Origin of the sequence: Amycolatopsis sp. M39 (assembly GCF_001651785.1) — a bacterium.
Lineage (GTDB): Bacteria > Actinomycetota > Actinomycetes > Mycobacteriales > Pseudonocardiaceae > Amycolatopsis > Amycolatopsis rubida.
This window is the reverse complement of record NZ_LWSF01000005.1, coordinates 468,443-494,137: the sequence shown is the minus strand read 5'-3', so window position 1 is coordinate 494,137 and position 25,695 is coordinate 468,443. Positions and strand designations below refer to the sequence as shown.

General features: G+C 68.5%; 26 protein-coding genes and 2 pseudogenes. 14 read left to right on the top strand and 14 right to left on the bottom strand.

From position 1 onward, the window contains the following. Positions 1-269 precede the first annotated feature (269 nt). From A4R44_RS16800 to A4R44_RS16775, 6 genes are all read right to left on the bottom strand, one after another. Positions 270-989, bottom strand: a complete 720-nt coding sequence (locus A4R44_RS16800) for a trypsin-like serine protease (protein ID WP_067581064.1) — start codon at positions 987-989, stop codon at positions 270-272. 1,334 nt (positions 990-2,323) lie between these two features. Beyond that, positions 2,324-3,379 (bottom strand): VCBS repeat-containing protein, encoded by a 1,056-nt coding sequence (locus A4R44_RS16795; RefSeq protein ID WP_067581062.1) that lies wholly within the window; start codon positions 3,377-3,379, stop codon positions 2,324-2,326. Positions 3,380-3,411: 32 nt separating this feature from the next. After that, on the bottom strand, positions 3,412-4,341 hold the full coding sequence (locus A4R44_RS16790; RefSeq protein ID WP_067581059.1) for a glycoside hydrolase family 6 protein: 930 nt from the start codon (positions 4,339-4,341) through the stop codon (positions 3,412-3,414). After that, on the bottom strand, positions 4,338-6,218 hold the full coding sequence (locus tag A4R44_RS50350) for an FAD-dependent monooxygenase (protein ID WP_232791634.1): 1,881 nt from the start codon (positions 6,216-6,218) through the stop codon (positions 4,338-4,340). The genes A4R44_RS16790 and A4R44_RS50350 overlap by 4 nt, the downstream gene beginning before the upstream one ends. Continuing rightward, the gene (locus A4R44_RS16780) at positions 6,203-6,781 is read right to left on the bottom strand and encodes a polyprenyl synthetase family protein (RefSeq protein WP_067581055.1); all 579 of its coding nucleotides are present in this window, start codon (positions 6,779-6,781) and stop codon (positions 6,203-6,205) included. Before A4R44_RS16780 ends, A4R44_RS50350 begins: the two co-directional genes overlap by 16 nt. Positions 6,782-7,076: 295 nt before the next feature. Further along, positions 7,077-7,364 (bottom strand): integrase, encoded by a 288-nt coding sequence (locus tag A4R44_RS16775; RefSeq protein WP_232791633.1) that lies wholly within the window; start codon positions 7,362-7,364, stop codon positions 7,077-7,079. A 287-nt stretch (positions 7,365-7,651) separates the two neighbouring features. Between A4R44_RS16775 and A4R44_RS16770 the strand changes: the two genes are divergently transcribed. Next, positions 7,652-9,016: an MATE family efflux transporter gene (locus A4R44_RS16770; RefSeq protein WP_067581052.1), complete on the top strand. Its 1,365-nt coding sequence runs from the start codon at positions 7,652-7,654 to the stop codon at positions 9,014-9,016. Positions 9,017-9,043: 27 nt separating this feature from the next. Here A4R44_RS16770 and A4R44_RS16765 read toward each other — a convergent pair whose 3' ends face one another. The 5 genes and pseudogenes from A4R44_RS16765 to A4R44_RS47950 form a co-directional block, all read right to left on the bottom strand. Beyond that, entirely contained in the window at positions 9,044-9,451 is a 408-nt protein-coding gene (locus A4R44_RS16765; RefSeq protein ID WP_067581050.1) for a DUF1707 domain-containing protein, read from the bottom strand. 870 nt (positions 9,452-10,321) lie between these two features. Next, positions 10,322-10,581 (bottom strand): annotated as a pseudogene (locus tag A4R44_RS45725) (bile acid:sodium symporter); the annotation flags it as partial. 114 nt (positions 10,582-10,695) lie between these two features. Continuing rightward, positions 10,696-11,514 carry an SDR family NAD(P)-dependent oxidoreductase gene (locus A4R44_RS16760; protein ID WP_067581047.1) on the bottom strand — a complete coding sequence of 273 codons (819 nt, stop codon included), beginning with the start codon at positions 11,512-11,514 and terminating at the stop codon, positions 10,696-10,698. 50 nt (positions 11,515-11,564) lie between these two features. Further along, positions 11,565-13,028: an MFS transporter gene (locus tag A4R44_RS16755; RefSeq protein WP_067581045.1), complete on the bottom strand. Its 1,464-nt coding sequence runs from the start codon at positions 13,026-13,028 to the stop codon at positions 11,565-11,567. Between the two features lie 44 nt (positions 13,029-13,072). Further along, positions 13,073-13,312, bottom strand: coding sequence for a hypothetical protein (locus tag A4R44_RS47950; RefSeq protein ID WP_143132393.1), 240 nt, complete (start codon positions 13,310-13,312; stop codon positions 13,073-13,075). A gap of 41 nt (positions 13,313-13,353) precedes the next feature. Between A4R44_RS47950 and A4R44_RS16750 the strand changes: the two genes are divergently transcribed. From A4R44_RS16750 to A4R44_RS16725, 6 genes and pseudogenes are all read left to right on the top strand, one after another. Further along, complete coding sequence (locus tag A4R44_RS16750) at positions 13,354-13,560, top strand: hypothetical protein (RefSeq protein ID WP_067581042.1); 207 nt, start codon at positions 13,354-13,356, stop codon at positions 13,558-13,560. Further along, positions 13,557-13,793: a hypothetical protein gene (locus tag A4R44_RS16745; protein WP_157904889.1), complete on the top strand. Its 237-nt coding sequence runs from the start codon at positions 13,557-13,559 to the stop codon at positions 13,791-13,793. Before A4R44_RS16750 ends, A4R44_RS16745 begins: the two co-directional genes overlap by 4 nt. Beyond that, complete coding sequence (locus tag A4R44_RS16740; RefSeq protein ID WP_067581037.1) at positions 13,787-14,449, top strand: TetR/AcrR family transcriptional regulator; 663 nt, start codon at positions 13,787-13,789, stop codon at positions 14,447-14,449. Before A4R44_RS16745 ends, A4R44_RS16740 begins: the two co-directional genes overlap by 7 nt. A 154-nt stretch (positions 14,450-14,603) precedes the next feature. Further along, on the top strand, positions 14,604-14,804 hold the full coding sequence (locus A4R44_RS16735; RefSeq protein WP_067581035.1) for a ferredoxin: 201 nt from the start codon (positions 14,604-14,606) through the stop codon (positions 14,802-14,804). Next, a pseudogene (locus A4R44_RS16730) lies at positions 14,801-15,922 on the top strand (NAD(P)/FAD-dependent oxidoreductase). Before A4R44_RS16735 ends, A4R44_RS16730 begins: the two are co-directional and overlap by 4 nt. A gap of 45 nt (positions 15,923-15,967) precedes the next feature. Beyond that, entirely contained in the window at positions 15,968-17,194 is a 1,227-nt protein-coding gene (locus A4R44_RS16725) for a cytochrome P450 (RefSeq protein WP_067581033.1), read from the top strand. A 162-nt stretch (positions 17,195-17,356) separates the two neighbouring features. Here the strand turns inward: A4R44_RS16725 and A4R44_RS16720 are convergent, their stop codons facing one another. Next, positions 17,357-17,887, bottom strand: coding sequence for a helix-turn-helix domain-containing protein (locus A4R44_RS16720; protein ID WP_095213383.1), 531 nt, complete (start codon positions 17,885-17,887; stop codon positions 17,357-17,359). A gap of 78 nt (positions 17,888-17,965) precedes the next feature. After that, positions 17,966-18,331 carry an MATE family efflux transporter gene (locus A4R44_RS16715; protein ID WP_067581031.1) on the bottom strand — a complete coding sequence of 122 codons (366 nt, stop codon included), beginning with the start codon at positions 18,329-18,331 and terminating at the stop codon, positions 17,966-17,968. 44 nt (positions 18,332-18,375) lie between these two features. On the opposite strand from A4R44_RS16715, the gene A4R44_RS16710 reads away from it, so the two are divergent. Next, the gene (locus A4R44_RS16710; protein WP_067581029.1) at positions 18,376-18,588 is read left to right on the top strand and encodes a hypothetical protein; all 213 of its coding nucleotides are present in this window, start codon (positions 18,376-18,378) and stop codon (positions 18,586-18,588) included. 4 nt (positions 18,589-18,592) lie between these two features. Here the strand turns inward: A4R44_RS16710 and A4R44_RS47945 are convergent, their stop codons facing one another. Beyond that, on the bottom strand, positions 18,593-19,630 hold the full coding sequence (locus A4R44_RS47945) for an ABC transporter substrate-binding protein (protein WP_157904887.1): 1,038 nt from the start codon (positions 19,628-19,630) through the stop codon (positions 18,593-18,595). 951 nt (positions 19,631-20,581) lie between these two features. Between A4R44_RS47945 and A4R44_RS16695 the strand changes: the two genes are divergently transcribed. The 6 genes from A4R44_RS16695 to A4R44_RS16680 all read left to right on the top strand — a co-directional run bounded on the left by A4R44_RS16695 (position 20,582) and on the right by A4R44_RS16680 (position 25,689). After that, positions 20,582-21,610: a hypothetical protein gene (locus A4R44_RS16695; protein WP_157904886.1), complete on the top strand. Its 1,029-nt coding sequence runs from the start codon at positions 20,582-20,584 to the stop codon at positions 21,608-21,610. 404 nt (positions 21,611-22,014) lie between these two features. Further along, positions 22,015-22,179: a hypothetical protein gene (locus A4R44_RS49005; RefSeq protein WP_093572809.1), complete on the top strand. Its 165-nt coding sequence runs from the start codon at positions 22,015-22,017 to the stop codon at positions 22,177-22,179. Between the two features lie 82 nt (positions 22,180-22,261). Further along, the gene (locus A4R44_RS16690; RefSeq protein WP_067581021.1) at positions 22,262-22,906 is read left to right on the top strand and encodes a carbonic anhydrase; all 645 of its coding nucleotides are present in this window, start codon (positions 22,262-22,264) and stop codon (positions 22,904-22,906) included. Positions 22,907-23,000: 94 nt separating this feature from the next. Beyond that, on the top strand, positions 23,001-24,353 hold the full coding sequence (locus A4R44_RS16685) for an FAD-binding protein (RefSeq protein ID WP_067581019.1): 1,353 nt from the start codon (positions 23,001-23,003) through the stop codon (positions 24,351-24,353). Between the two features lie 233 nt (positions 24,354-24,586). Next, on the top strand, positions 24,587-24,712 hold the full coding sequence (locus A4R44_RS51740) for a hypothetical protein (RefSeq protein WP_255366103.1): 126 nt from the start codon (positions 24,587-24,589) through the stop codon (positions 24,710-24,712). A 314-nt stretch (positions 24,713-25,026) separates the two neighbouring features. Beyond that, positions 25,027-25,689 carry a DUF1345 domain-containing protein gene (locus A4R44_RS16680; protein ID WP_198545305.1) on the top strand — a complete coding sequence of 221 codons (663 nt, stop codon included), beginning with the start codon at positions 25,027-25,029 and terminating at the stop codon, positions 25,687-25,689. The last annotated feature ends 6 nt before the right edge of the window (positions 25,690-25,695 follow it).

The following is a 25,695-nucleotide window of genomic DNA, read 5'->3' as shown; positions in this document are numbered from 1 at the left end:
CGGCTCGGCTGGTTTCTCGGCCGCAGTACCGTTCTCGTCGACGGCTTGAGCGCGCGGGGATCGTGAGCGGGCGCGACAGCGACCGAGATCGGCAAGCTCCCGCGAGGTGCTTCGCCCTCTGCCGACCGCGGAACGAATCACACTTGCTCGGCTCAAGGGCGGTGCCAACGGAAGTGCCTCGGGGACACTCCGTTGACACCGCCTCAGCGGTGATCAGCCGGCCCGGCGCGGAGCGCGGCGGAGGAACCGCTACGCGCCGGGCCGGTTCGTCACGATCCGATCTGCTGCCGGATCCAGCTCAGGTGCTGGGCGATCCCGGTGTAAAGGGTGCTCGTCGCGCACTCGCCGTTGTTGTCGCCAGGGCCGTGCGTTTCGCCGACCAACGTCCACTTTCCGGCCGTGCCCACGATCGCCGGACCGCCGGAGTCGCCATGGCAAGCGGAATGCGCGCGGTCCCCGGAAACGCACACGTCTCCCGCACCGCCGCCGCCCGCGTAGCAGGAACTGCTGGGCAGCACCCGCAGATCGATCTGCCGCAGCGTGGCCGGAGTGCCGCAGCTCGGCCAGCTCGTGCAGCCCCAGCCCAGCAACCGGGCGGTCGTGTTCGCGGGCGGGTTGCTCGTCGCCATCGGCACCGGGGCGGCTCGCACCGCCGAAGAAAGGTGCATCAGCGTGAGGTCCGTGCCAGGCTTGGTGATCCGGCGGTCGATGCGGCCGACTTCGCCGCCGGAGTTCTTGTTGACGGAACCGACGCGGCCTTGCGACGCGCTGCCGCAGTGGTTGGCGGTCACGATCCACTGTGGCGCGACCAGGCTGCCGCCGCAGCCGTTGCTCAGCGAGACCATGAAGCTGTAGGTCTCGGACGCGGTCGTCCCGCCGATGATGTGGGGCTGGGCACCCGGGGTTTGCGGGGCCTGCGCGGCTGCGGGAGCGGCCGCCACGAGAGCGGCCGCGAAAATCCCGAGCGCGGTCGAAAGCACCTTGCGCATGATCGCTCGCAATCAGCGGCTTCGTTGCCGCTTGGTAGTAGGAACGGTCAGGGAACGCCGGGACCCCTGATGCGCGGGCCCGGCACCCAGCACGATGTCCCGGCGTCCCCCGGCGGAACCACCGTCGTCGGTAGGAAGACGAAAGTCGCGGATCGTTCCGGGTCCGAGGCGGTTCGCGGAACACCGGCCAGCCGGTGCTTCCCCGGCACCGGCACGGGATCCCGGGTTGAACAGAGAACGTTCACCACGACCGACCCGCTCGCCGGGCTGGCAAGAAAACCCGGCCGGAACGCCAGCAGGGCCGCACAGCCCCCGGCACGAACCGCCGGAAGGAACGACGCGTGACATCGGAGCCCCGGACAAGCCCGGCTTCGACGGGCGGAGACCGAAAAGATTCTGGGAACAGCTCTACCGCCGGCACCGCGGCAACGCGGAAATCTGGGGCACCCGAGCCAATCCGACCCTCGTCGAAGACACCAGTGACTCGACGAGGGCACCACGCTCGATCTGGCCTGGCATGGCTGGCGGGTCGCCGCGAGCGGGTCGGCTGGCCGGAGAACAGGTACGCACTGGACCGCGCCGACTGGGCGCAGAGGCGCCGAACGGGCCAGGCGGTCGGTCAGACCGCGACCGGCACCGATCCGGCCCTGCGCATCCGCCGGAACGAACCTTGCTCAGAGCCGGTGGCGGATCAGACGTGAGCTGTTGCCGACCACCGCGACCGACGACGCGTTGTGCAGGACCGCCGCCGCGACCGGGGAAAGAGCGCTCCCCAGCTGTACAAAGCCTCAGAGGGTGTTTCGAAACCCGGCGGCGTGGCCGGGCGTTAGCTGTNACACGGATTCAGCGACTGACCACGCGGGTTTCGAAACACTCTCTCAGGGCGAAGACCGACGCACCCCGCTTTCAGCCTACGCCGTGAACGTCACGGCCTCCCCGTCGCCGGGTGCCGGCCGGCCGCTGACGACGAGGTGCTCGTCGTCACCCGCTCCCTGACGCCAGCGAACCGAGTCTGCTGGCCGTCGGCGCGCGACAGGCGGCGCCTTCCGCCTGGACACGCTGACGGATCTGTCGTGCAGAGTCAGAACCGCAGGCGATGAGGCAGCTAGGAACGTGGGCCGTTACCGCATAAGTGGAACGCAAGCAGCACGTGGCCGGCGTCGGGTTCCTCCTGCTGCAGTTAGGACGGCGGATTCGCTCGACGCTGGTGAGCTTCGGCTGCCGAGGCCTGTCGATCTTGCAGGTTTCGAACCCCGCCATACCGACGCACCCCATGCCTCCCGTCTGGGAACCGTGCTGTGGTGCGCCCCGATGGGGCGCACCACAGCGCTGCGTCAGAACACCCAGTCGTAGTTCGACCAACCGGATTTGATCAGCTGGCCGGTGGCGGCGTTGAACACCGTTTCGGGCTTCGCCGGGTTCCACACTCCGGAGTGGAGGACTCCCCGCAACTCGCCGGACGCGGTGAGCCGGGCGGCGAAGTCGGGGTAGTCATCGTGGTTGAAGTCGGGGAACAGGATGTGGTCGGCCGTGTTCATTCCCGACCCGATGATTTTGAACCATTTGGCGACGGGCTTCCCGCTGGAGTCGACGTCGGCGAAGAGGTCGAGCATCCACAGGGTTCCGTCGGACATCGTGATGAGGATGTCCTTGAAGTAGTCGCCAGTCAGATCGGCCAGCTGGATGCCGGTCACGTAGTCCGCGGCGGTCAGCAGCTGACCGCGGTAGCTGTAGGACGGCTTGCCGTTGACCATTCCGTCGTTGACGTAGAGGTCGATCGCCTTCGTGCTGGCGTTCTTGATGATGATGTCGGCGCGGCCGTCCGGCTCGAGCGGGTTTTTCGGGTCGCTGCCGACGAAGTCCGCCAAGCAGATCGGCGAACCCGGGGTGAAGCCTGAGATGAACGACGCGTCGGCGCTGAGCTGGGGCGCCCCGGCAACGGTGCCCTGGTTGTACGCGGCGTACATCACGCCGGCGCTGTCGATGCTCGCGACGTCGTTGCGGCCGTCTCCGTTGAGGTCGCCTTGGCCGAACCACACCCGGTCCGGAGTCGATGCCCGGATCTGGGTGGGACCGGCGAGGGTGGCGGCACCGTTGAGGCTTCCGCTTCCCGCGAAGACGTCCAGCCGGGTGGTGACGCGGTCTCTCGCGATGACGTCGTCGATCCCGTCGCCGGTCAGATCGTTGGCGGACGAGGTGATCGCCGCACGGCTCTTCGCGGGGGCGGCTTTCTGGTGCTGCAGCATCGTCGCGAGTGCCGGTCCGATGCTCGGCACGGCGGTCTTGTGCGGGGAACCTTGAGCGGTCGCGCTGGTCGTCACCAGCGTGGAACACAGCAGTCCGGCAGTGACCATTCCGGCCAGCAGCGGTCTCTTCGTGGTGCGTTTCATGATCGTCTCCCCCAATTCGTGGTGTGGGCGGACTACCCGGTCAGCTGGCGAGCCAGATCCGGGACGAATTCGCCCGCTCGCGAGGCGGGCGCGGCTCCGCAGGGGCCGTCGGAGACCCCTGGGACGGTGAGCCAGGCTTGCTGAAGTGCGCCCGGCTGGTCGGACAGCACCGAGTCCGGCCCGATCCGGGCACCGGCGGGATTGCAGGTCCCGGTGACGACGGCACCGTTGCGGGAGCTGTCAGCCAGCAGGAAATAGTCGCTTCGGCCGGTCGCGGCGGCAAGGGCGTCGTGGAGTTTCCGGGCGGGCCCGGCCAGCTGTGCGGCCGGCGTGTAGTCGCCGACGCCGAAGGTGACGCCGGCGGCCTGCGCTACCCCGGAAGAAATCAACCACGCACGCTGCTCATCCACCGTTCCACCTGCTGACACGTCCAAGAACACGAACGCGTTGGGTGCCTCAGCGCGGAGTTGCCGCACCGACGCGTTCAGGTAGCGGGTGACACCCGCGGTGTCCGCGCATTGTCCGCCCAGCAGGCGGGGCTCGAGCACCACGATCGCTTTGCCGTCGCCGAGGCCGCGCGCGAGGTCGCCGACGGCGGGCGAACGCTCGGCGGGACAAACACCAGGCTCGGTGAACGCCGCGACGAGCATCGGCATCCAACGTTGTTTCGCCGCCTGGGCCAGGTAGTCGCGGACGTGCTGGCTCAGGTCCACGTCAGCCGCGGTGAATCGGTGGGCGACTGGGGTGTAGGCGATGTCGCGCTGGATCGGTTCGAAGGCTGGCGACTTGCCACCAGCGTTCTGGCGCGTCCATATCGCGGCTGGGCTTTCGGGATCACGGGCTAGCCGGAACGTGCCGGCGAGCAGGCGCGACGCAGGTGGCGGACCCGCTTCGCCGGGCAGATCGACACATCCGCCCACGAGCAGCAGCACTGCCAGCAAGATCGGTCCCAGCCGGTTCACCGCGCCGCCTCCTCGTCCGCACCGGGGACCGGATTGGCGAGCGAACGCGCGAAATAGCGCAGCACTCGCTCGCATCGCGCCGGCACCGCCTTCGCGACCGACTCGTCGACCGCACGGAGTTCTCCCGCGATGGTCTCATCGAGTTTTTCCGCCAGAACGTTTCTCCGGGCCCGCATCTCGTTCTCGCTCAACCGTCCGAATCGAACTGGCAACCCGGTGAGGCGCGCGGCTAACGCGCCGGTCAATGTGGTGTCCAGCCTTCCTTGCCGCTCAAGCAGCAACGCCCGGTCCTCGGCAAGGAGGAAAAGCCTGCCGCACGTGCGTCCGAACCGGCGCAATACGTCGGCTGTCGCGTCATCCGAGCCCGCCGCATAAGTGCCGAGGCGAGCCGGGAATTCGAAGAAAGTCTCGAACAGCGCCTCCGCCTTGTGTTCCGCCCGAAGCGCGACGAGCGAGGCCAGCCAGGCCGCGAAAGCCGCGGACAGGTCTGGTCGCGCAGTGGTCAGGACGTCGGTCGCTGTCGCCAGCAGGTAGTCCGCGGCCATCACCGAGGAGGCATAACGCCAGTCCACGCCACGGCACGGAGCGCTCGCCTCCCCGGCCGGAACGCTGTGCGCGAGTGCGCCAAGAAGGGCCAGTTCGATCGCAGCGGCCACTGGCGCCTGGCGCACATCGGGATGGTCGCCCGCCGCCATCAACGCGCCTGCGAACAACGCAGAGGGCCGGATGCCCCGGTGAAGACCATCGCGGCCGCCAAGCGTGTGCATCGCTAACAGCGGCCATTCGTCACCGATCCTGCGGACAGCCACTTCATTGCAGGCCATGGTGAACGGGGCGAGGTACAGGCGCACAGGATCGGCCGGTTCTCGCCGAGCCCGGAGAGCGTCGTGTGCCATCGCGCCGCCGAAAAGGACCGCACGATGGCTCTGCCGGAAGAACGGATGCTCCGAGGACGCCGAACTCGACAGGATTCGCCAGGCCAGGTGGTAGTGCCGGATCGCGTGCCGGGCGGTGTGGAAGTAGCCGACGAAGGAAGCCCGGAGCCCTGCCTGGTAGGCATCGCTGACCCGCGACGGATCTTTTCGATGGCGAGCGACCGCCTCAGCTGCGATCTCCGCGCTGCGAATCGCGTAGGAGATCCCGTCGCCGGTGAACGGGTTGACTAGTCCTGCCGCCTCGCCTGCTGCAAGAGCACCGTCTCGGATCGCGTTCTCCGGCGCGAAACCTGCGTTGACCGGATAGACCGTCAACGGACTGACCGCGACCGCTGCGGCCATCCGCGGGTCAGCCGAGCGCACGGCGGACTCGATGCGGTCTCCGGCGAGCGGCCGGGACGACATGGTGGTCACGGACACCGTCGCCGTCCCGGGTGCGCCCGAAACCGGAACCACGCGGACGACCACAGGGGCCGCCCGTGGGTTCTCGTCGTCCGGTTGGGTCAGGTGGGTAACCACAGTGCCTTCGACGGAGCAGTTCCGCCAGGTTCCGGTGACTGTCCACCCGTGTCCCGGCCGCTCGCTGTGCGGCGGCGCACCGGTCGCGTCGACCACCAGCCCGGGTATGTCTTCGTCGGGCACTGCGGTGGCGATGACGGCACCGGCGGCTACCGCGGCTTCCCGCAACGACTCGACCAGCGTGCGATATGAGCAGATGACCATGTTTGAGCGGCCGAAGTCCCGCGGCGCTTCACCGCCGAACGAAAGCAGCAGGCGGCTCGTCCCCGCGGCGGAAGCAGGTGCCACGGGCTGTTCGACCACCATCTGGTGGTCAGGTCCGGTCCTGGGCCGCTCCACCAGCAGGACGTCGAAGCCGGACGCGGCGAGGAGCCGCGCCGCGGTGCAGCCTGCCGGGCCGGCCCCCTTCACGAGAACATCCATACCGCGTCGGTCACCTCCCGCAGCCTCTTTCCGGCGGCCTCGTGTTCGAACGGGCGAAGTGCCGCGAACGCTGACTCCCGATGGCGGCGGGCTTCGCCGATCGCGTGGTCCAGGCCGCCGGACGCGACGACCAGCTCGCGGATTCGCCGCACCGCGGTCGCGTCCATTTCCGGGGCGAGCAGCAACGGCTCAAGCTCGGCGGGACGGACGCGCAAGGCGTGCAGCGTCGGCAGCCCGTAGAGGCCGAGTTTGTGGTCTGTGCCCGCGGGTTTCCCCGAATCGCCGGGCAGGAAGTCCTTGCAGTCGTCTTGGATCTGGAAGCACACGCCGATCTCCGTGGCGAACGCCGCGACCGCGGTGACGAACGAGCTGTCGCGGCCAGCACTTCCGGCACCGAGGACACAGCTGAGCACGAACAGCTCGCCGGTCTTCTTGACCACCATCGCCACGTAGTCCTCGGCGTCGAGTTCGGTGTCGTACGCCCGCTCCACGTCCATCATCTGGCCCAGCGCCAGATTCGCGCTGCACCTGCTGACGGCGGCCGCGGTGCGCGGCCCGATCACCGAGGTCCATCACAAGGTTGCGGATCTGCTGCGTGGTCCACCCGCCGTCCGGGTGGGTGGTCGTGCCGAGAACATGGACGTAACGGCTGCCGACCTCCACCACGAACAACACGTAGATCCGCTTCAGGGTGAGCGCGCAGTCGACATGGAAGAAGTCGCAGGCCAGCATCGTCGATGCCTGCGTGCGCAGAAACTGCCGCCAGGTCGTGTCGTTCTGGCGGTCCGGCGCGGGAGGCATCCGCGCCCGCTTCAGGACCCGCCGGATCGTCGAAGAACCGACCCGGTGACCAAGGCATCAGCAGCTCACCCTGGATCCTGTCCACTTTCCGGCGACCAGACGCCGGTGCCAGCGCAGGATCGTGGCCGGGGTGACCAACCGGCGCAGCCGCAACCCCGTGGGCAGTAGGCGGACCAACTCAGCAATCACCGCCCGGTCGGCCCAGTCCAGGCGCGGCTTCGGGTTTCCTCTGCGCAGCACGGCCACCTCGTGGCGAAGCACCAGCAACTCGACGTCCTTCCACGCCGACGAGCGACCGAGCAACACCAGCAGACCCACCAGCCGGAGGAAGATCAGATACAACAAAACGCAACGTCACGACCGGCGATCACGCCCTGCCCGCCACGTGTCTGTTTCCGCAAGTCGGACACGTGAACCGACTTCTGGAACCCCACAGGATCAGCACGGCAATCATCGCCGCATACAGCTATGGTGCTGTCGAACTCTCCGAAGCCGCGCGCTTCTAGCCGCTGAGCCGCAACTACCGGAAGCGCACACGCGACCGGAATATATCGTGGGGCGGTGTTCGACGAGACCTCGATCGACAGTCGCGCCCTTCCGGGCTTTGCCGCCATCGGGCGGAGCCCGCGCCGTTGACTTTCTCCGCGCACGGATCGGCGGGCAGGCAACTCGCCGCGCTCGCCACGCCCATCGTTCTCACCCAACTGGCCCAGGTCGCGCTGACCACCACTGACACCGTGATGATGGGGCTGCTCGGCACCGAAGCCCTGGCCGCGGGCGGGCTCGCGGTCGTGCTGTTCAACCAGCTGAGGACCATGGGCGTGGGCCTCGTCACCGCCGTCGGCAACCAGGTCGCGACAGCGGAGGCGAGAGCCGAGGCTGCGGGCGACCCGCGCTCCGCGCAGGCAACGATCACCTCGGCAGTGCGGGCGGGCTTCGTTGTCGCCACCGCCGCCGGCGTCCTCGGCGGCGCGGTGATGCTCTCCCTCGGCTATGCGTTGTCCTGGTTCGGTCAGGATCCCGGCGTCCTCGCGGGCGCCCGCCCAGTGCTGGCCGCGCTGGCCCCCGGGCTCGTTCCTTGCCTCTGGTTCCAGGTGATCCGCCAGTTCACCGTCGGCATGCGCCGGCCCCAAGCACTGGTGTGGATCACGATCGGGTCCGTCGCCCTGAACGCCGGACTCGACTGGGCGTTTGTCACCGGCGGAGCCGGCCTGGCCGCCCTGGGCTTGCCCGGGATCGGTCTCGCCACCTCGATCGTGCATTTGCTGTCCTTCGCCGCACTCCTGCTCGCGGCCCGACGCGACCCCATCCTCGCGCCGGTGCTGTCTCTGAAGCGAGGACGCGGCCCCTCGGGGCAACCGGCCGTCCGCCGCCTGCTGTCGCTCGGAGTGCCCATCGCCGCCACCTACGGCTCCGAAGCCGGTTTTTTCTCCGTCGTCGCACTGCTCATCGGCAGCTTCGGCCCTGCGGCGCTCGCCGCGCACACCGTGGTGAACCAGTTGGTCTACATCGTTTTCCAGGTCTCGGTGGGCATCTCGCACGGTGCGTCGATCCTCGTCAGCCGTCACCGCGCGCACGCTGACCGCGCGACTGCGGCGAAGGTCGCGCGGACCGCACTGGCGTCCGGCACTGTGCTCGCTGCGGCGATCGCGGCTGTCTACCTCGCCGCGCCTACTCGCCTTCTGCAGCTTTTCACCGCCGAAAGCAGCACTGTGTCGGCGGCGATCCCGTTGTTGGCTGTCGCCGCGGTCCTGCAGTTCGCTGACTCCGCCCAGAACATCGGCGTCGGCCTGCTGCGCGGCTTGGACGACACACGCGGCAGCTTCCGCATCTCCCTCATCGGATACTGGGCGATCGGCCTGCCAGTCGCGTTTCTGCTCGGAGTGCCGGCCGGCTGGGGAGCCACGGGCGTCTGGATCGGCCTCGCGACCGGTCTGACCGCGACCGCGGCACTGCTGCTGCGCCGATTCGCCGCCGGACTGCACCGCGAAGCCTGACCCCGCCCCGGAGAGGCTGCGATCGGCTCAATGCCGCTCGAGCTCGTGCCCTTCACCCGCGATGCCGTGCACCGCGAGCAGCACCACGAACAACAACCCCGCTGCCGTGAGCGCGGCGAGCACCACCCGGCGCCGACGATTCGCGGGCACCCCGGCGCTTCCGGCCAGCAGAGCCAAGTCCGAAAGGAGTTGCCAGCCCGACATAACCAGTACCGGCATCCATCCGGCCGGCGCCCGCTCCCGTCGCGACTCCGGCGCGGGCAGCTCCGCGAGCGCGCCCCGCAGCTGGTCCCGATACCGCGCGGAATAGACCGCCGCAGTCCGCTCGTCGGTCTCGGCCAAGGTAAGCCGCCCTTGCGCCGCAGCGTTCTGCAACGCCCGAACCGCTTCTTCGCGTTCAGCGTCGGAACAGCGCACGCGATCTTCTGCTGTCACCTGTCCTCCCGACGATCAGAGTTGCCGGCAAAAGCGCGCCGATGGCCGCGGCAGAACCCGGCTCGGACGCCTCGACAGTGCCGAAGCTCGCGACCAGGGCCCTTCGTATCGGGCAGAGGGCTCATCCCGCCTCCAAAAACTACGTCGATGTAGAAACTCTACCCGAATATCGGAGCGTTCTTCCGCCAGCAACTACGCTCACTCAGATTTCACTTCGCGGGTTCCAGACGGCTCAACGACCACGACCGCAGGATCTCGGCGTGGACGTCCTTCGCCTCCCCGCAGCGGCGCCGACCTCGCGATACCGGCATCGCCGAGAGCGCGACGTGAACGTCCTAGTTAGTTTGAGCCGACGACGTTGCTTGCTGGCAAACGGCACCGCGCGCGCTTCGCCAGCAGAGGGGCGGCAGCCTGTTCCCTCGCAAACGCGTGCCACGGCTGTTCGGCCGCCGCGTGCAGCGAAGGCGACGTCTGACGACTGATCGTCGAGCACACGCTGGTTCAGCGCGGCGCACGGAGGCTGCAGATGAGTTCCTGATACGGGACCGGCTGCCGTCCCGCACGACGTTCGGGCCCGGCGAGTCCGTCGCGCATCGGTCGGCCCCAGGGCCGGTTCCTCGGGCGCGCGAGAACGGATCAAAGCGCTGCCGGAGTCGTCTCGCGTGCTCGGCGGATGAACGCATGTGTCTCAGTAGCTCCTGTCTGCCGAGATACACACGCGAACTTGCCACGTCTGATCAGGTTCGCGAGTCCCAGCCGCACCATCAACAAGAGGCTCCGGCGAAGCCGATCTTTGGCCGAGCCAACGTTCTTGCCGAAGATCCGCGTTTTCACCGGTACCGCAACGCCTACGACACGCCGCGCCCGCTGTCACACAGCGACGTCGAGGACTATCCGAATGACTCGCTGTTCAGCCGTGCGCGCACGCCGATTCGCGTAGCGGCGCGCCATCCAAGCGCATACCATGAGCTGGATCTGCTGGAACAGCATCAACGGCAGCACAGTAAGCCCCACTGCAGTTGCGGGGAACAGCACGGTCGCCATCGGCACCCCGCTTGCCAGGCTCTTCTTCGACCACAGAACACGATCGCGATCTCGTCTTCGCGGGAGAATCCCAGTCTGCGCGCTCCTCCTCAGCAGATCTTCAGTCGTTTCGGCACTCGCCCCTGCGCTTTTCGTTGTCTGGCCGTCGTTGATGCGCACGGTTCGGCAGAGGAAGCGGCCCGTGCGCACCCGGCCGGCCCTCACGTCAGCGAGACGCCTCCTTCGACCGGCAGCACCTGGCCAGTGATGAACGCGGCGTGTTCCGAGGACAGGTAGACCGCGGCGGCGCCGATCTCGGCGGGACGGGCGAAATCACGCGTCAGCGCGGTGGAACGGCGGAACCCTTCGTGGACGCCGCTGCCCGCCCGCAGCCGCGGCCCGAACATGCCAGTGCCAGGATGAAACCGGCTGCCGCTGCTCGTCTCCGCGGCCGGATCCTGCGGGAGCGTGCCGTAAGGGGCGATCGCGTTGACCGTGATGCCGCTGCCGCCCGTCTCGAGCGCGAGAACGCGGGTGAAGGAATGTACCGCGCCCTTCGCCGCCGAGTACACCGCCAGGTGCGGATCGCCGATCAGCGCGGCCATGGACCCGATGTTGACAATGCGGCCGTACTCGCGTTCGAGCATGTGCGGCAGGACCTGATGAGTGCACAAGAGCGTGCTGATGAGGTTGACGTCCAGATCCGCCCGCCATTGCTCCGGCGTGGATCCCGCGAACGGGGTCATCGGGGAATTCCCTCCGACGTTGTTGATGAGCACGTCGACCACGCCGAACTCGCTGACGGTTCTGGACACCATTCCGGCGACAGCGTCGCGCTCGGTGACATCGGCCGCGTGCCACATCGCACCGGCGGCACCGGTCTCCAGGGCCAGGGCGGTCACCCGTTTCCCGGCATCGTGGTCCCTTCCCACGACGACGACCTTCGCGCCTTCGGCCGCGAAAGCCAGTGCGATGCCGCGGCCGATGTTGGCGGTGGCCCCGGTGACGATCACGACCTTGCCGGCCAGTCCAGTGTCCACAACACTCCCTCGCTTCGAGAAAAATGATTGCCTGATCAGCGGATCCCGCCTCAGCGACTCGGCGAGCCGCTCGCCTCGGGCTGCTCGGCGCGAACCGCTGCCGTCACGGCGCCGCGGCCGCCGGGGATGAAATACGCCACCGCGAGCGCGACCAGTGCCGCACCGGCCCCGATCGCCAGTACGACGCGGAAAGCGTTCTGCGACGGGAAAATCGCCGGACCGACTGAGATCACCAGCTGAGCCAGGACGACCCCCGCCACTGCGCTCGAAACCGATGTGCCAATCGAACGCATCAATGTGTTGAGACTGTTGGCCGCCGCGGTCTCCGACACCGGCACCGCGCTCATCACCAGTGCGGGCATCGCGCCGTAGGCAAGCCCGATCCCCGCGCCGATCACGCACGACACGAGCACCAGCTGCCACACCGCGGACATCAGCACGATCGCCAGCCCGTACCCCGCGGCGACGACCAGCGCGCCGAGCATCAACGTCGCTTTCGGGCCCCGCGACGCGGAAACGCGCGCCGAGATCGGCGCGACGGCCATCATCACCAACCCGTTAGGCGCCATCACCAGACCGACCGTCAGCAGCGACTGCCCGAGTCCGTATCCGGTCGCTTCCGGCAGCTGCAGCAACTGCGGCAGCACCAAGGACATCGCGAACATCGCGAACCCGAACACCGCCGACGCGATGTCGGTCAGCAGCACCTGCTTCCGCGTGGTGGTGCGCAGGTCGACCAGAGGCTGCCGAACGCGCAGCTCCCATCGCCCCCACAAGAGTGCCGTTGCGACCGCGCCGAGCAGCAAACCGAGCGTCACGCCGCTGCCCCAGCCCCAGTCCGAGCCCTTGGAGACGGCAAGCAGCAACGCCACCAGCACCGCCGAAAGCCCGACAGCGCCCACGAAGTCGAACCGGCCGCCCGCGCGCACCCGCGATTCCGGCACCAATGCCGCCACGAACGCGAACACCACCACGCCCAATCCGGCCGAGGTCCAGAACAGCAGGTGCCAGTCGGCCTTCTCCGCCAGCAGAGCCGCCGCCGGGAGTCCGAGCGCACCGCCGATGCCCAGTGAGGCACTCATCAACGCGGTCGCCGAGCCCAGCCGGTCCGCAGGCAGTTCGTCGCGCATGATGCTGATCCCCAGCGGGATCACTCCGGCCGCGAGCCCCTGCAATGCCCGGCCCGCGATCATGAGCACGAGGCTCGAACTCACCGCCGCGAGCACTGATCCCGACACCAGCAGCAGCACGCTCAGCAGCAGCATTCGCCTCTTGCCGTACATGTCGCCCAAGCGCCCGACGGTCGGCGTCGCGACGGCCGCGGCCAGCAGGGTCGCCGTCACCGCCCACGTCGTGTCCGCCGCCGTCGCGTGCAACAGCACCGGCAGCTTCGGCACGATCGGGATCACCATGGTCTGCATCAACGACACGACCACCCCCGCCAGAGCCAGGACCGCCACGATCGCACCGGGCTTCCCTTCGGGCGCGGAGGAAAGACCAGCAGAAGCAGGCATTGGATCTCTCATCTCTCGTCGAAATCGCAGTTAAATCAAGTGACTTATTTCAACGTAGCAGATTGCTTGCCTTGTACAACTAACCCGTGACGCTGATCGCCTCCGGCGAAGCGGTCAGGCACCGCGAACCGCCGGGCCGAGGCAGCCGGCACGCCCTCGCCGCCGCGCAGGTCGAAGCCGGAGCGACCACCCCAAGGCGGCGAATCTTCATTCAGTTGACTTAATTGATGATTCATGATGAGGTGGTGTCGCGCCGGAGCGGAGGAAAGCACCATGACGAGCATGTGCCTCACTGTGCCGATCGCACCTCCGGCCGCCTCGCTGGATGCCTCCTGGTGTCCCGCGGAGCGGGTGGCGCGCCTTCGGCGGCCGCGCGGAGAAGACGTCGAACGCCTCAGGCCGCAAGTATTGGCATCGCCTGGACGGCAAGCGATTCGCCGTCAAGGAGACGTTCGCGTCCTTGATCCGCACGATGCCCGGCTTGCCCGGACGAGAACGGGATCCGGTCAAGGACGGTCAACAGGCTCGTTGATTTTGGCGAAGCGTGCCAGCGAGCAAACCGGCGCGGTGCATCAGGAATTCACTGACCGCGAGCGCTCGACGACAGCCGCGAAGCGCAGCGGATGCGAGAGGCTTCGCAGCGCCGGCGGGGACATCGCGTTCAGCAGCAAGCCCGTACCCGGGCCAGTCATCGGCACCGGTGAACTCGAGCGCCAGGAGGGCATGCCGAACGCGCCTTCACAGGAGGAAATTCCCGCATGGTGAACAAATCCGCGAATCTCGAAGACGCCACGCCCCGTTCTGCCGCCACCCGTCAGGCGATCATGGCAACAGCAGAACGGCTCTACGCCCAGCACGGGCTGTCCGCCGTGTCCAACAGGCAGATCGGCGAAGCGGCCGGGCAGAACAACACCACAGTGGTCAGCTACCACTTCGGCAGCAAAACCACGCTAGTGCGCGAGATCATGACCAAACACAGCAAAGCGATCGATGCCATCCGCCAGCGGCACGTCTCGGCGGCGGGCGCAAGCGACGACGTGCGGGATTGGGTCCGGTGCCTGGTGCGGCCGGTCACCGAGCACCTGGAATCCCTTGGCGTCCCGTCCTGGCACGCCCGGTTCGCCGTTCTGGTGCTGACCGACCCGATGATGCGCGCCATGATCACCGACGACTCGCTCACCCGCCCCAGCCTTCAGCACACCCTGCGCGAGCTGGGAAACTGCTTGAAAGACAAGGTATCCGCTCAAGTTCGCCGCGAACGCGGCGAAATGGCCCGCCATGTGATCACGCATACCTGCGCCGAACGCGAACGAATGCTGGCCGAGGGGACCGCCCGACCCGTCGCAGCCTGGAAACACACCGCGAGAACGCTCGAGGACGCGCTGACCGGGTTGCTGACCGCGGAGGTCAGCCATCGCTGAGTAGCCGATCCGTTCAACTGCCCCACAGGACGGCCCGCATCGCAAGAAGCCACGGAAGCGAAGAAGCCGAGCACGCTTGGGCATCGGCGTCGTCCGGCGCATGCGCCGGACATCGCCGATGTGCTCAGGCCGCTGGCGTTCGGAAAGGGGAACCATGAAGATCGCCATAGAAGAAGACAAATGCTGCGGCGCGGGTCCATGCGTGCTGATCGCTCCTGAGGTTTTCGACCAGCGTGAGGACGACGGCATCGTCTTCCTGCTCGAACAAGCGCCGGGCGCGGACCTGCACGAGCAGGTCGTCGAAGCCGCTGAGGTCTGCCCGGCCGCCTGCATCCGCCTCGACCACACCACATGAGCCCCGTCGGGAGCGTCCTCGTCGTCGGCGCCTCAGCGGCTGGTCTGGCTACGGCGGAAGGCCTGCGCCGCAAGGGGTATGAGGGCGCGTTGACGTTGCTGGGAGCGGAACCGGAACTGCCCTGCGATCGTCCGCCGCTGTCCAACCAGGTCTTGAACGGGCAATGGGAAGAGACCCGCGCGCAACTCCGCTCGGCGCAGGCGCTGGACGCGTTGGACGCGGCCTTTGTGCTCGGGGACGCGGCGATCTCGTTCAACGCCGAGCGCCGGGAAGTCAGCACGGCTTCCGGGCGCGTGCTGCACGCGGTCGTGATCGCGACCGGCGTCGGCGCGTCGTTGCTGCCGGCCCGGCGCGAAGTCCGCGGCACGCATGTGATTCGCACGCTGGGCGACGCCGCGGTTCTGCGCACTGAGCTGCTGTCCGCGCGGCGGGTGGTGGTGATCGGCGACGGAGCGCTCGGCGCCGAGACCGCCGCTACCGCGCGGCAACGCGGCCGGCCTGTGACCCTGGTCGGCCCCCAGACTGTTCCGATGGCTCGGCACCTCGGCGCGCTGGCCGCCGGGCAACTCGCCGAACTCCACCGTCGCAACGGGGTCCGGCTGCTGGGCGGTGTTCTGCCGGACACCCTCCACACCCGCGACGGCCGGGTCGCAGGAGTGCGGCTCAGCGACGGGACAGAGCTGGAAGCCGCCGTCGTGATCGTCGCGATCGGCTGCCGTCCGGCCACCGAATGGCTTCAGGGCAGCGGGCGACGTAGCCCGCTGGCACCACGAAGGGCTCGGGCGCTCGCTGCGCCTGGAAAACCGGACCAACGCGGGCGACCAGGCCCGCGCCGTCGCCGCGGACATCCTCGGAACAGGCGAGCCTACCGGCCCGTTCCCCATTTTTGGACCGACCAGTTCGACGCCAGGCTCCAGATCCACGGCATCATCTCGCCGGACGCCCGGGCCGAGATCGTCGAAGGAGACCCGCGGGCAGGCCGCTTCGTCGTCCGTTACACCGGATCCGACGGGCCGGAAGGCGTGCTCGGCTGGAACATGCCGCGGCAGACCCGTCTCCGGCGGGTCGAACTGACCGGCCGATACACCCTGCCCCGGGAAACTGCCGACGCCGGGTAAGCGCCGATCCTTCCTGCCAGGCCCATCTTCGATCAGGAGTGCTTGATGACCGCTCGAACCGACGTCGACGAGACCATCCCCGAATTCCCGCCGCCGCGCTCCGCGGTCTGCCCGTTCGACCCGTCGCCGGAACTGCGGGCACTCGCCGGCCGCGGACCGGTCACCCAGGTCCGTTCCTGGGGAGGCTCGACCCCCTGGGCGGTGACCGGGCACGCGGAACAGAAAACGCTGCTCGCCGACCCGCGGCTGAGCGTCGATTTCGCCGCCCCCAACTTCCCCAGTCCCATCGACCCCGCCCACAGCCACGGCGGCGGGACCGACCTGAGCTTCGTCGGGATGGACGACCCCGAGCACGCCCGCCTCCGCCGGATGATCAGCGGTGCTTTCACCGTCAAACGCGTCGAGGCGATGCGTCCCGCGATCCAGCGGCTGACCGACGAGTTCCTCGACCGGATGCTCGCCGGGCCCACACCAGCCGATCTCGTCCAGGCATTGGCTTTGCCGCTGCCTTCGCTGGTCATTTCCGAAATGCTCGGCGTGCCCTACGCCGACCACGAATTCTTCCAGGCCAACAGCAAGATCATGGTCTCGGCCACCGCCACCGGCACCGAACGCGGAGCGGCGCACTCGGCGCTGGCCGGCTACCTCGACGAGCTCGTGGCGAAGAAAACCGCCGAACCCGGCGACGACCTGCTCTCCAAACTCGGCGCTCAGATCCGCGTCGGCGAACTCACCGCGCGCGAAGCCGCGACGATGGGCGTCCTGCTGCTGCTCGGCGGCCACGAAACCACCGCCAACATGATCAGCCTCGGCACCCTCGCCCTCCTGCAGCACCCCGATCAGCTGGCGCTGCTGCGCGACGCCGACGACCCGCGGGCGGTGACGGGCGCGGTCGAGGAGTTGCTGCGGTACCTGTCGATCGTCCACTTGGGCCGGCGGCGCACCGCCCTGGAGGACATCGAAGTGGCGGGCCGCACCATCCCGGCCGGCGACGGAGTGATCCTGCTCGGCGAACTCGCCAACCGCGATCCCGAAGTGTTCGACGACCCCGACCGGCTCGACCTCACCCGCAACGCCCGCAGGCACCAGGCCTTCGGCGGCGGCACCCACCACTGCGTCGGCCAGCCGCTGGCCCGTCTCGAACTGCAGGTCGTCTACCCGGCCCTGCTGCGGCGCGTACCCACCCTCCGCCTCGCCGTCCCGCTGGACGAAGTGAAGTTCAAGTACGACGCCGTGATCTACGGGCTCCACGAACTGCCCGTCACCTGGTAGCGACCGGACCGGCGAGGACAGACAGCGCGGAGGCTGTCCTCGCCGGTCCGGAACGCCGTCGGCGACGACGTGTTTACCTCAACGCCGGGCCGCAAGCCTCCGCGACGTGCTTCGTGTGCTCAGGCAGCATCTCAAGAACTGACAGCTTTCCGGCGAACTCCGTCAGCCCGGCCGGGAAACCACCTCAGGTTCGAACATCCGGCTGAGCGCGACTCCGATCTCGTCGGGTTCCACCACGTGCCCGTCATCGCACATGGGCACGACCCAGATCGCCGAACCGCAGCCCGCGTGCACTGGCGCGACCGGCCCTCCGGCATCGGAGAGGTACCGGTCGCCCCACTGCGTCAGCGCGAACAGCGCAGGCATCAATTCGAGGCCCGGCCGCTCGAACACATAGCTCTCCCGAGCCCGCCGACCGGGATCCTGGTACGCCACTTTTCGCACCAGGCCGGTCGCCGTCATCCGCCGGAGCCGGTCGGCCACGACCGGGGTGCTCAGTCCGGTCTTTTCCACCAGTTTCAGGAACCGGTTCGTACCGTAAAAAAATCTCGCGCAAAATAAGCCACGTCGACCGGTTGGCCACGAGGTCCAACGCTCGTTCCAGCGAACACGCCATTTCCGGCCGGTGGACCGGATCAGCCGGCGAGTGCCCGCGCGCTTTCGACATAACCGAATTGTAAATTCGATCGCCATTCGACTGAAGCCTTCGAAGGCAAAGTTTCGGTAAGCTGGACGACTAATGCGCACGCTGCTCGGCACGTTCGTCTTCGTTCAAGTTCTTCCCGGAACCGCCGAAAGCGCCGGGGTGCTGGCCAGTTCCCGGGAGAACTTCCGGAGCAGCAGCACCGCGGTGGCGCCGAAGCCGAAGCACAGTCCGAGCCAGATTCCGGGCCCGGCAAGGCTCAGGCCGAAGCCGCACAGCACCATGACGGGGATGCCGATCACCCAATAGCCGAGCAGGGTCGCGCGGAAGCCGCTTTTCGTGTTGCCCAGGCCGCGCAGCAGGCCGACGCAGACGTTCTGCGCGCCCTTCAAGTATTGCTGCGCGATCCCGAAGAACAGCAGAGTGTGCGCCAGCGACAGCACTTCCGGCGGCGGGTGTTTTTCCAGGAACAGTCCCAGCACCCAGCCCGGCACGACGAGATACCGTCATCGGCATCCTGAGGTGCCAGACGATCTCCGTGTCCATCACCGGCGCGTCCCATGGCGTGAAGATCGCCCGCACGGTGTCCCCGGTCCCGAGGGCCTCGCTCCCGACCGCGACGTCCGCCGCGGCCGCGGCGATGGTCACCAGCACCAGCACCGTCACGGTCAGCCGTTTGCGCCGGACCCGGCCGCGGTGCGCGCCGACGACCTCCGCGACGCGGACTTCCGGGCTCGCCAGTTCGGCCTGAGCCGTCACGGCAGCTCCGTCCAGAACGTGCCCTGGTACGGAACCGGCAGGAATTTCTTGTGCGGCTCACGGATCGTCGCGTCCGGATCGACGTCCCGGAACAGGTCGGGATGAAGCCACTTCGCGAACCACTCCACGGCGAGGAAGTTGTAGGGCGAGTCGTAGAAGTGGTGCCACGCCGCGTACGTCCGGTGGTCCTTCACCGCTTTCAGTTGAGAGAATCCGGCCTGCTTCTCGACAATCGACCGCAGCTGTGCCTTGGCCGCGTCCGGTTTCTCGTCGTACCCGAGCGGAATGAACGAGCCCGCCTTCGCCGGGCTCCCTGGCGCCCAGTCCGCGCCGGTGGCGATGATCACCTCCGGGTCGCGGCTCAGGATCGCCTCCGGGGAAACCGTCCCTTGTTTCGTTTTCAGCACGTCGTCGGCCAGATTCGTCCCGCCCGCGAACGTCACGATCTCGGCGAGATTGGACTTCGCGAAACTGGAGCAGCATTCGAAGTATCCCGGCGCGCGCCACAGGAAGGTCGGTGTCGGCGGCTGGTGCGCGGCGGCGAGCCGCGAGCGGACCCGATCCATGGCCGTTTGGTAATACGACGCGAACGCGTCCGCCTCGGCGATCCGGCCGGTCAGCGCGCCCATCAGCCGCACCGACGCAACCGTGTTCCCGAGGGGGTTCTCGAAGTAGTCGACCACGACGGTCGGGACGCCGACCCGGCCGAGCTTGTCCACGACCCCGGAATCCTGCGCCGCCTTGAAGTTCGCCGCACTGATGACGAACACGTCCGGCCGGAGCCGGATCGCCTCCTCCGCCGAGAACGACCCGTCGTACACCTGCCCGGTGCGCTGGATCCTGTCGATGCCGGGGAACTTCTTCCGGTACTGCCGCAGCGAATCCGGGTCGTTCTGTTCGAGGTCGTTCGGCAGCCCGACGATCCCTCGCAGCGGATCCTCCTTGTCCAGCAAGGCGGTCGTGTACAGCATCCGCGCTCCGTCGAACAGGATCCGCTTCGCCGGCACCGGGACTTCGACCTTCCGCCCCAGCACGTCGGTGAGCGTCTGTCTGACAGCGCCCGAGTCCGCCCCTTGCGGCGCCGAACACGCCCCAGCGGCCAGAACCGCCGCCAGCAGGACCACGCCCCGCCGGCGCCGTTCCGGACGTCGACGAAGCCCCGTCAAGAAGTTAGGCATACCTAACCTTAACAGCGAGGCGGCCGCACGCAATACGGAGACCGAATCGTCGCGATTCGCCCGATTCCTCAGGCAGTTCACGAAAAATTCGGTAAGTCGTGACCGGCACGAGGGTGCTGGCCGGAGCGACCGACGATCCGTCCGAATAGGACAGCAGGGTTCGGAACCGCTCCAGCGGGCAGTGCGGACCGACTCGGTCGCCGGGTCTGCGTACAGGTCGCAGGAACCGCTCGGCGCACTTTGCCGGACCCGGCGAGAGAACTCGGCGCGATCAGGTCGGTCGTGCCCGGCGGCGCGGTGACGGTGAACGTCGCGACATGGTCGTTCGCCGCGGGGCACCAGCGGGGAGGTCGCACCGGCGAGATGCTTCAGTTGCGCGACGGTTTCCGTCGCCGGAGCCGGTCCGTCGACCGTCGCGGAGTATCCCGGCCGCACGGAAACCGTTGGACTGCCGCTGGTTCCGCCGAACTTTGCCGGCCGCGGCGGTAGTTCGGGTGAACTTCTGCTCCGCGCCGGGAGGCACGACCGGGATCGGCGGCTCAGGTTGGCGAGGGTGCGGGTCACCGTCTGCGTCCGGGCGAGGCTCGCGATGTGCGGGGTGGCCATCGACGTGCCGGACTCGACCGTCCTTTGTGGTTCACCGCGGCGAGCAGGGCCGGATTGACGAGCACCATGCCCACGCCGCCGGACTCGGCGACAGACCACGATCGTGCCCCTGATCACGCGAAAGCACCCCTATCATCGCCCCCTCCCACGGCCGTGAACGAGATCCTTGGTGGCGTTCACCGCCACTTTTTGGAGGGAAACGTGCACAGATACCGGTTACTAGGCGGCGCCTTGCTGGTCGCGGCGGCCTTGCTCGTCCCGGCCTCGGCCGCGTCCGCCGCGGCAGCCTGCACCTGGCGGCCGACGGCGCTTCCCGTGCCGGGCCGGGGCGGGCTGCCGACCGCGACCGACCACCAGGGCGGCTTCGCCGGGGTCGCCGACACCGCCGACGGCCAGCGGCCGATCGCCTGGAAGAACGGCGCGTACTCCGTCTTCTCCGGGATCGGCGACCGGCTCGGCTACGAAGTGGCCGGCGAGAACCGCGCGGGCACGATCGTCGGCACCGCGCGGGTCAGCTTCCCGGGGGTCTCCGTGAGCAGGGCGTTCCGCTCTCGGGGCGACGTGCTGGAGGAACTGCCGAAGCTGGGGAACAACACCAAGGCCGCCGCGCTCGGCATCAACGACGCGGGCGACATCACCGGATACGTCTGGGGCGACAGCGGCGGCCTGACCACGGTGGTGCGCTGGCCCGCCGCGCAACCGGGCACCGTCACCGCGCTCCCCGGCCTGGCTCCGGACCCCACCCAGCCCCAGGCGGTGGACGAGGACGGCTCGGTGCTGCTGCTGCGCGACTCCGGTCTCGCGATCTGGCGAGCCGGCACGATCACCCGCCTCGGCACGCTGCCGGGCCTGCGCTTTCCCGCCGGGAGGGCGTTCTCCAACGGGCGCGTGGCCGGCGACGCCACGTACAACGACAAGAAGGTCGGCGTCTACTGGGACCAGCAGGGCGCGGCGCACGTACTGCCCAAGTCGAGCTACAACCTGTCCAACGGGAACCCGCAGATCGACATCAATCGGGACGGCCTGATCACCGGCCGGATCGACGAGGCACACGGCGGCAACGACTCCAACGGCACCGGCTACGGCGTGTGGCAGCAGGGCGCGTGGGTGTCGAACTTCGGCGACATTACGCGCGACCTCCCGTCCCGGATCGGCGACGACGGCACGGTGGCCGGGGCACGCGCGGACTCCGACGGGACCTACCACCCCTACACCTGGCGCTGTTCCTGATCGCCGGCCGAGCGTCCGGGACGGACCGGTCGCATTCGCGGGGCTTCGGCACGTCCTTCTTGGCCGACCGGCCGCTGAACTGGGTTCCCCGCCCTCCCTCGACGTTGCTCAGGCAGTAGTTCCCCGCTTCCGCCTGGACCCAGCCGGGCCTGCCCGCGACACCCACCCGCCACTTGCCCGCTCCTGGCATCCCGACGCCCGCGTCGGCCCCGGTCTCCTTCCACGGGCGGCCGGGGACGATGCCGGCCAGGTCATGCCGCTGCCGGCGTCTCGCACGACGCCCCATCGCGGGGCTGATCGCGAAACCCGCCTCCGCCAAACACCCGGACCTTCGCATAGCCCGGCCTCGTTGGGGTATCCCTCCGGAGAACCGCGGTTTCCCGGCGAACGGTCAGGAGGGCTCCATGCTGGCACTGCTCGGTCTGCTTCTGGTGATCTGGCTGGTGTGCATCGTGCTCGGGGTGGTGATCAAAGGCCTGTTCTGGCTCGTCGTCGTGGGCGCGGTCCTGTTCCTGGCGACCGCCGCGGTCGGCTTCGTCAAACGGGCCGCGCTCGGCCGGGGGCGCTGACCCGCTCCGGCCCGGTCGAAACCTGCGCCCGGCGAGACGATCGCAACACCGATCGCCACCACGGCCGGTTTAGGCTGAGGCCATGGCCGACACGACACCGCCGACTCCGCAGGAAGCGTTCGACCTGCTGATGGCAGGCAACCACCGCTTCGTCAGCAGCGCCCCGGAGCACCCCAACCAGGACGCTGCCCGCCGGGCGGCGATCGCGCCTAATCAGCATCCGTTCGCGGTCCTGTTCGGGTGTTCCGACTCGCGTCTCGCCGCCGAGATCATCTTCGACCGCGGCCTCGGCGACCTGTTCGTCGTGCGCACCGCGGGCCAGGTGATCGGCGGGGAGGTCCTGGGCAGCATCGAGTACGGCGTCGACCTGCTGGACTGCCCGCTCGTCGTCGTCCTCGGCCACGATTCGTGCGGTGCCGTCGGCGCGGCGCGCGCGGCTCTCGAAGACGGACTCGCGCCGGTCGGATATGTCCGCGATGTCGTCGAGAAGGTGACACCCAGCGTCCTCGCCGCGCGGGCCGCGGGACGGGTCGAACCGCACGAGATTCTGGCTGAGCACGTCAAGCACACCGTCGACCTGCTGCTGGATCGCTCCCGCGTGCTCGCCGACCGGGTCGCGGACGGCCGGGCCGCTGTGGTCGGCCTGCGTTACCGGCTGGCCGACGGCAGCGCCGAAGTCGTGGCGGCGCGCGGAGTCGACGCCTCCGCCGCCAAGTCGGTGTCCTGACCACGCGCGCTTCGGCCGCGGAACCGGAACCGCGTTCCCCGGGCTACCGTGGCCGATGCGGCGCGCTCAATGGACGGACACCGGGAGGCAGTGCATGCCCGAGCAACCCTTCGCAGGACTCCAGTTCGAGGGCACGCTGTCCACCGACCCGCGGGAAATCGCCTACGCCGCTGCCGACTTCGGCGGGATCGTCTCCCGCCCCCCGTCGGCCGTCGCCCGGGTCAGCTCGTCACGAGATGTCAGCGCGGTCCTCCGTTTCGCCGCGGAGCACGGTTTTTCCGTCACGCCACGAGGACAAGGCCACACCGGCATGGGCCAGGCCCAGTCCGCTTCCGGCATCGTGCTCGACCTCAGTGGTCTCAGTACGGTGCACGACATCAGCGACGACCGCGTAGTCGTCGATGCCGGTGCGACGTGGGCCGAACTCCTGGCGGCCACTCTCCGGCACGGGTTGACGCCCCGCGTCCTCACCGACTACCTCGGCCTCTCCGTCGGCGGGACGTTGTCCGTCGGCGGGATCGGCGGCACGAGTCACCGGTACGGGGCGCAGACCGACAACGTGCTGTCCCTCGACGTCGTCACCGGCGACGGGGTACTGCGGACCTGTTCACCGACCGAAGCACCGGACCTTTTCGCAGCAGTGCTCGCCGGGTTCGGGCGATGCGGGGTGATCGTGCGCGCGACCATTCCCCTCATTCCCGCGCCGGCCCGGGTGCGGCGGATCAAGGTTTACTACCCGACCGCGGCCGAACTGCGCGCGCAGCAACGGAAACTCCTCCGCGAGCGCCGGTTCGACTTTCTTCAAGGACAGATCATTCCCGGCGAGGCGGGCTGGCTCCATCTGCTCGACGTCGCCGCTTTCCACACTCCGCCCGCGGAACCGGACGACGCCTTGCTCGACGGCCTCGGCTTCGACGCGGCTCGGGACAAGACCGAAGACCTCAGTTATGCGGAGTTCGCCGCCCGGCTCGACGAAACCGTCGGTTATCTCGAAACCACCGGCGAATGGCGTGCGCCTCATCCCTGGGCCAATCTGTTCCTGCCCGACCACGCCACCGGCACTTTCCTCGACGGAATCATGTCCGGCCTCACCCGCGCCGACCTGGGAGATTCCGGGCTGATCCTGACCTATCCCGTTCCCGCCGACGTGCTCACCACGCCCCTCTTCCGCGTACCGGACGCGCCGACGGTCTTCCTCGTCGCGGCACTCCGCTACGCGGCGACCGGAGCTGCCGCCGAGCAGATGGTGGAGAGCAATCGTCGCTGGTACGACACTGCCGCGGAACTCGGTGGTACCAGTTATCCAGTGGGCGCGATTCCCTTCACGGAGAACGATTGGCGGAATCATCTCGGTGAAGCGCGTCAATTGATCGCTGAAGCCAAGACCCGCTATGGCCCGCGCGCGACAAGCCGGGAAGCGGAGCCGCAGCAAGCCCGGAAACCGTGATTCGGGACTCGCCGGGCAGCGGGTGGGCACGTTCCTCCGGCGCGCACGAGTCCGTGCCCCCGGCTCGGCACCCTGAGCGGCATGGCTTTCCTTCGCCCGGCCGTCGCCGCGCTGGCGCTGGCCACGGTGGCCGTCGCGGCAGCTGGTCGAGTTGCCTGGGCAGTGATCGCTGCCGAATTTCCGCGGCTACGACTGCCTTGGCGAGAAGCCGGCCCAGCGGGGGCCTCATCGTCGTGTCGATCAGCGCCAACGCCATCAACGCGTACCTGTTCGGCGACGAGGGCTGCTACTCGCGCGCCCATCTGGTCCACAACCGCCTGGAGCTGTGGCAGGCCTCCGACAAGCACGCGCCCGAATAGCCCGCCGGGGTGCGGATCCGCGCGGTCGTCCCGCTCGCGCCGGTCCACTTCAGTTCCGTCGAGGACGCCGAAAGACGCAACCTCGACATCAGTTCGATGACGCGGACCGGGAGATCGTGTCGTTCTTCGCCAGCCGTCTGCGGCAAGGCGCCAAGCGATGCGGCCAGCGACCGTGTCGCCGGCCGCCGCGGCGCCCGCGCTCCGGTGGAGCCGGACAATTTTCCTTGTTTCGCGGAACAAAATCCTGACCTGCCCTGGACCAGTCAACCGGGTACGGTGTCCGCCATGGCACCCAGCATTGACCATTTCAACGAATGTGCCGCACTGGCCAGGTCCGGGACGAAATGAATTCCGGCTTCCTGGAATCGGTGGCGCACCGGCTCTGGATCACGGCGGCGGCGGGAGCCGCGACCGGGGCCGCGGTGGGGTTCGGGGCTGGTGCGGCGCTGGGGATCCTGGCCGGGATCGCCGGGGCCGCGGCGGTGTTCGTCGCCTCCGGCTGGCTTGCGTTGTGGCCGATGGCGGCGGAGCTGACCCGCCGGTACGCGCGCCGGGAGGATCTCCGGCCGGCGCTTGAGGAACTGATCGTGGTCGCTGCCGCGCTCTGCGGCTTGACGGGCATCGTGGTGCTGCTGGTGTCGGGACAGTCGGCCGGGCCGGTGGCCGCGGCGGTCGCGCTGGGCGGGGTGTTCTTCGTGTGGGCGGCTCTGCATCTCATGTACGCCACCCGGTACGCGGATCTGTACTACGCGGCGTCCTCCGCCGGGATCGACTTCAATTCCGGCGATCCGCCCGCGTATCGCGACTTCTTCTACTTCAGCTACAACCTCGGCATGACCTACCAGGTGTCCGACACCAGCGTGTCCAGCTCGACGATCCGCGCGGTCGTGCTGCGGCACACGCTGCTGTCGTACGTGTTCGGCACGGTGATCCTCGCCGCCACGATCAACCTGGTCGCCGGGATCGTCACCCGCTAAGGACCG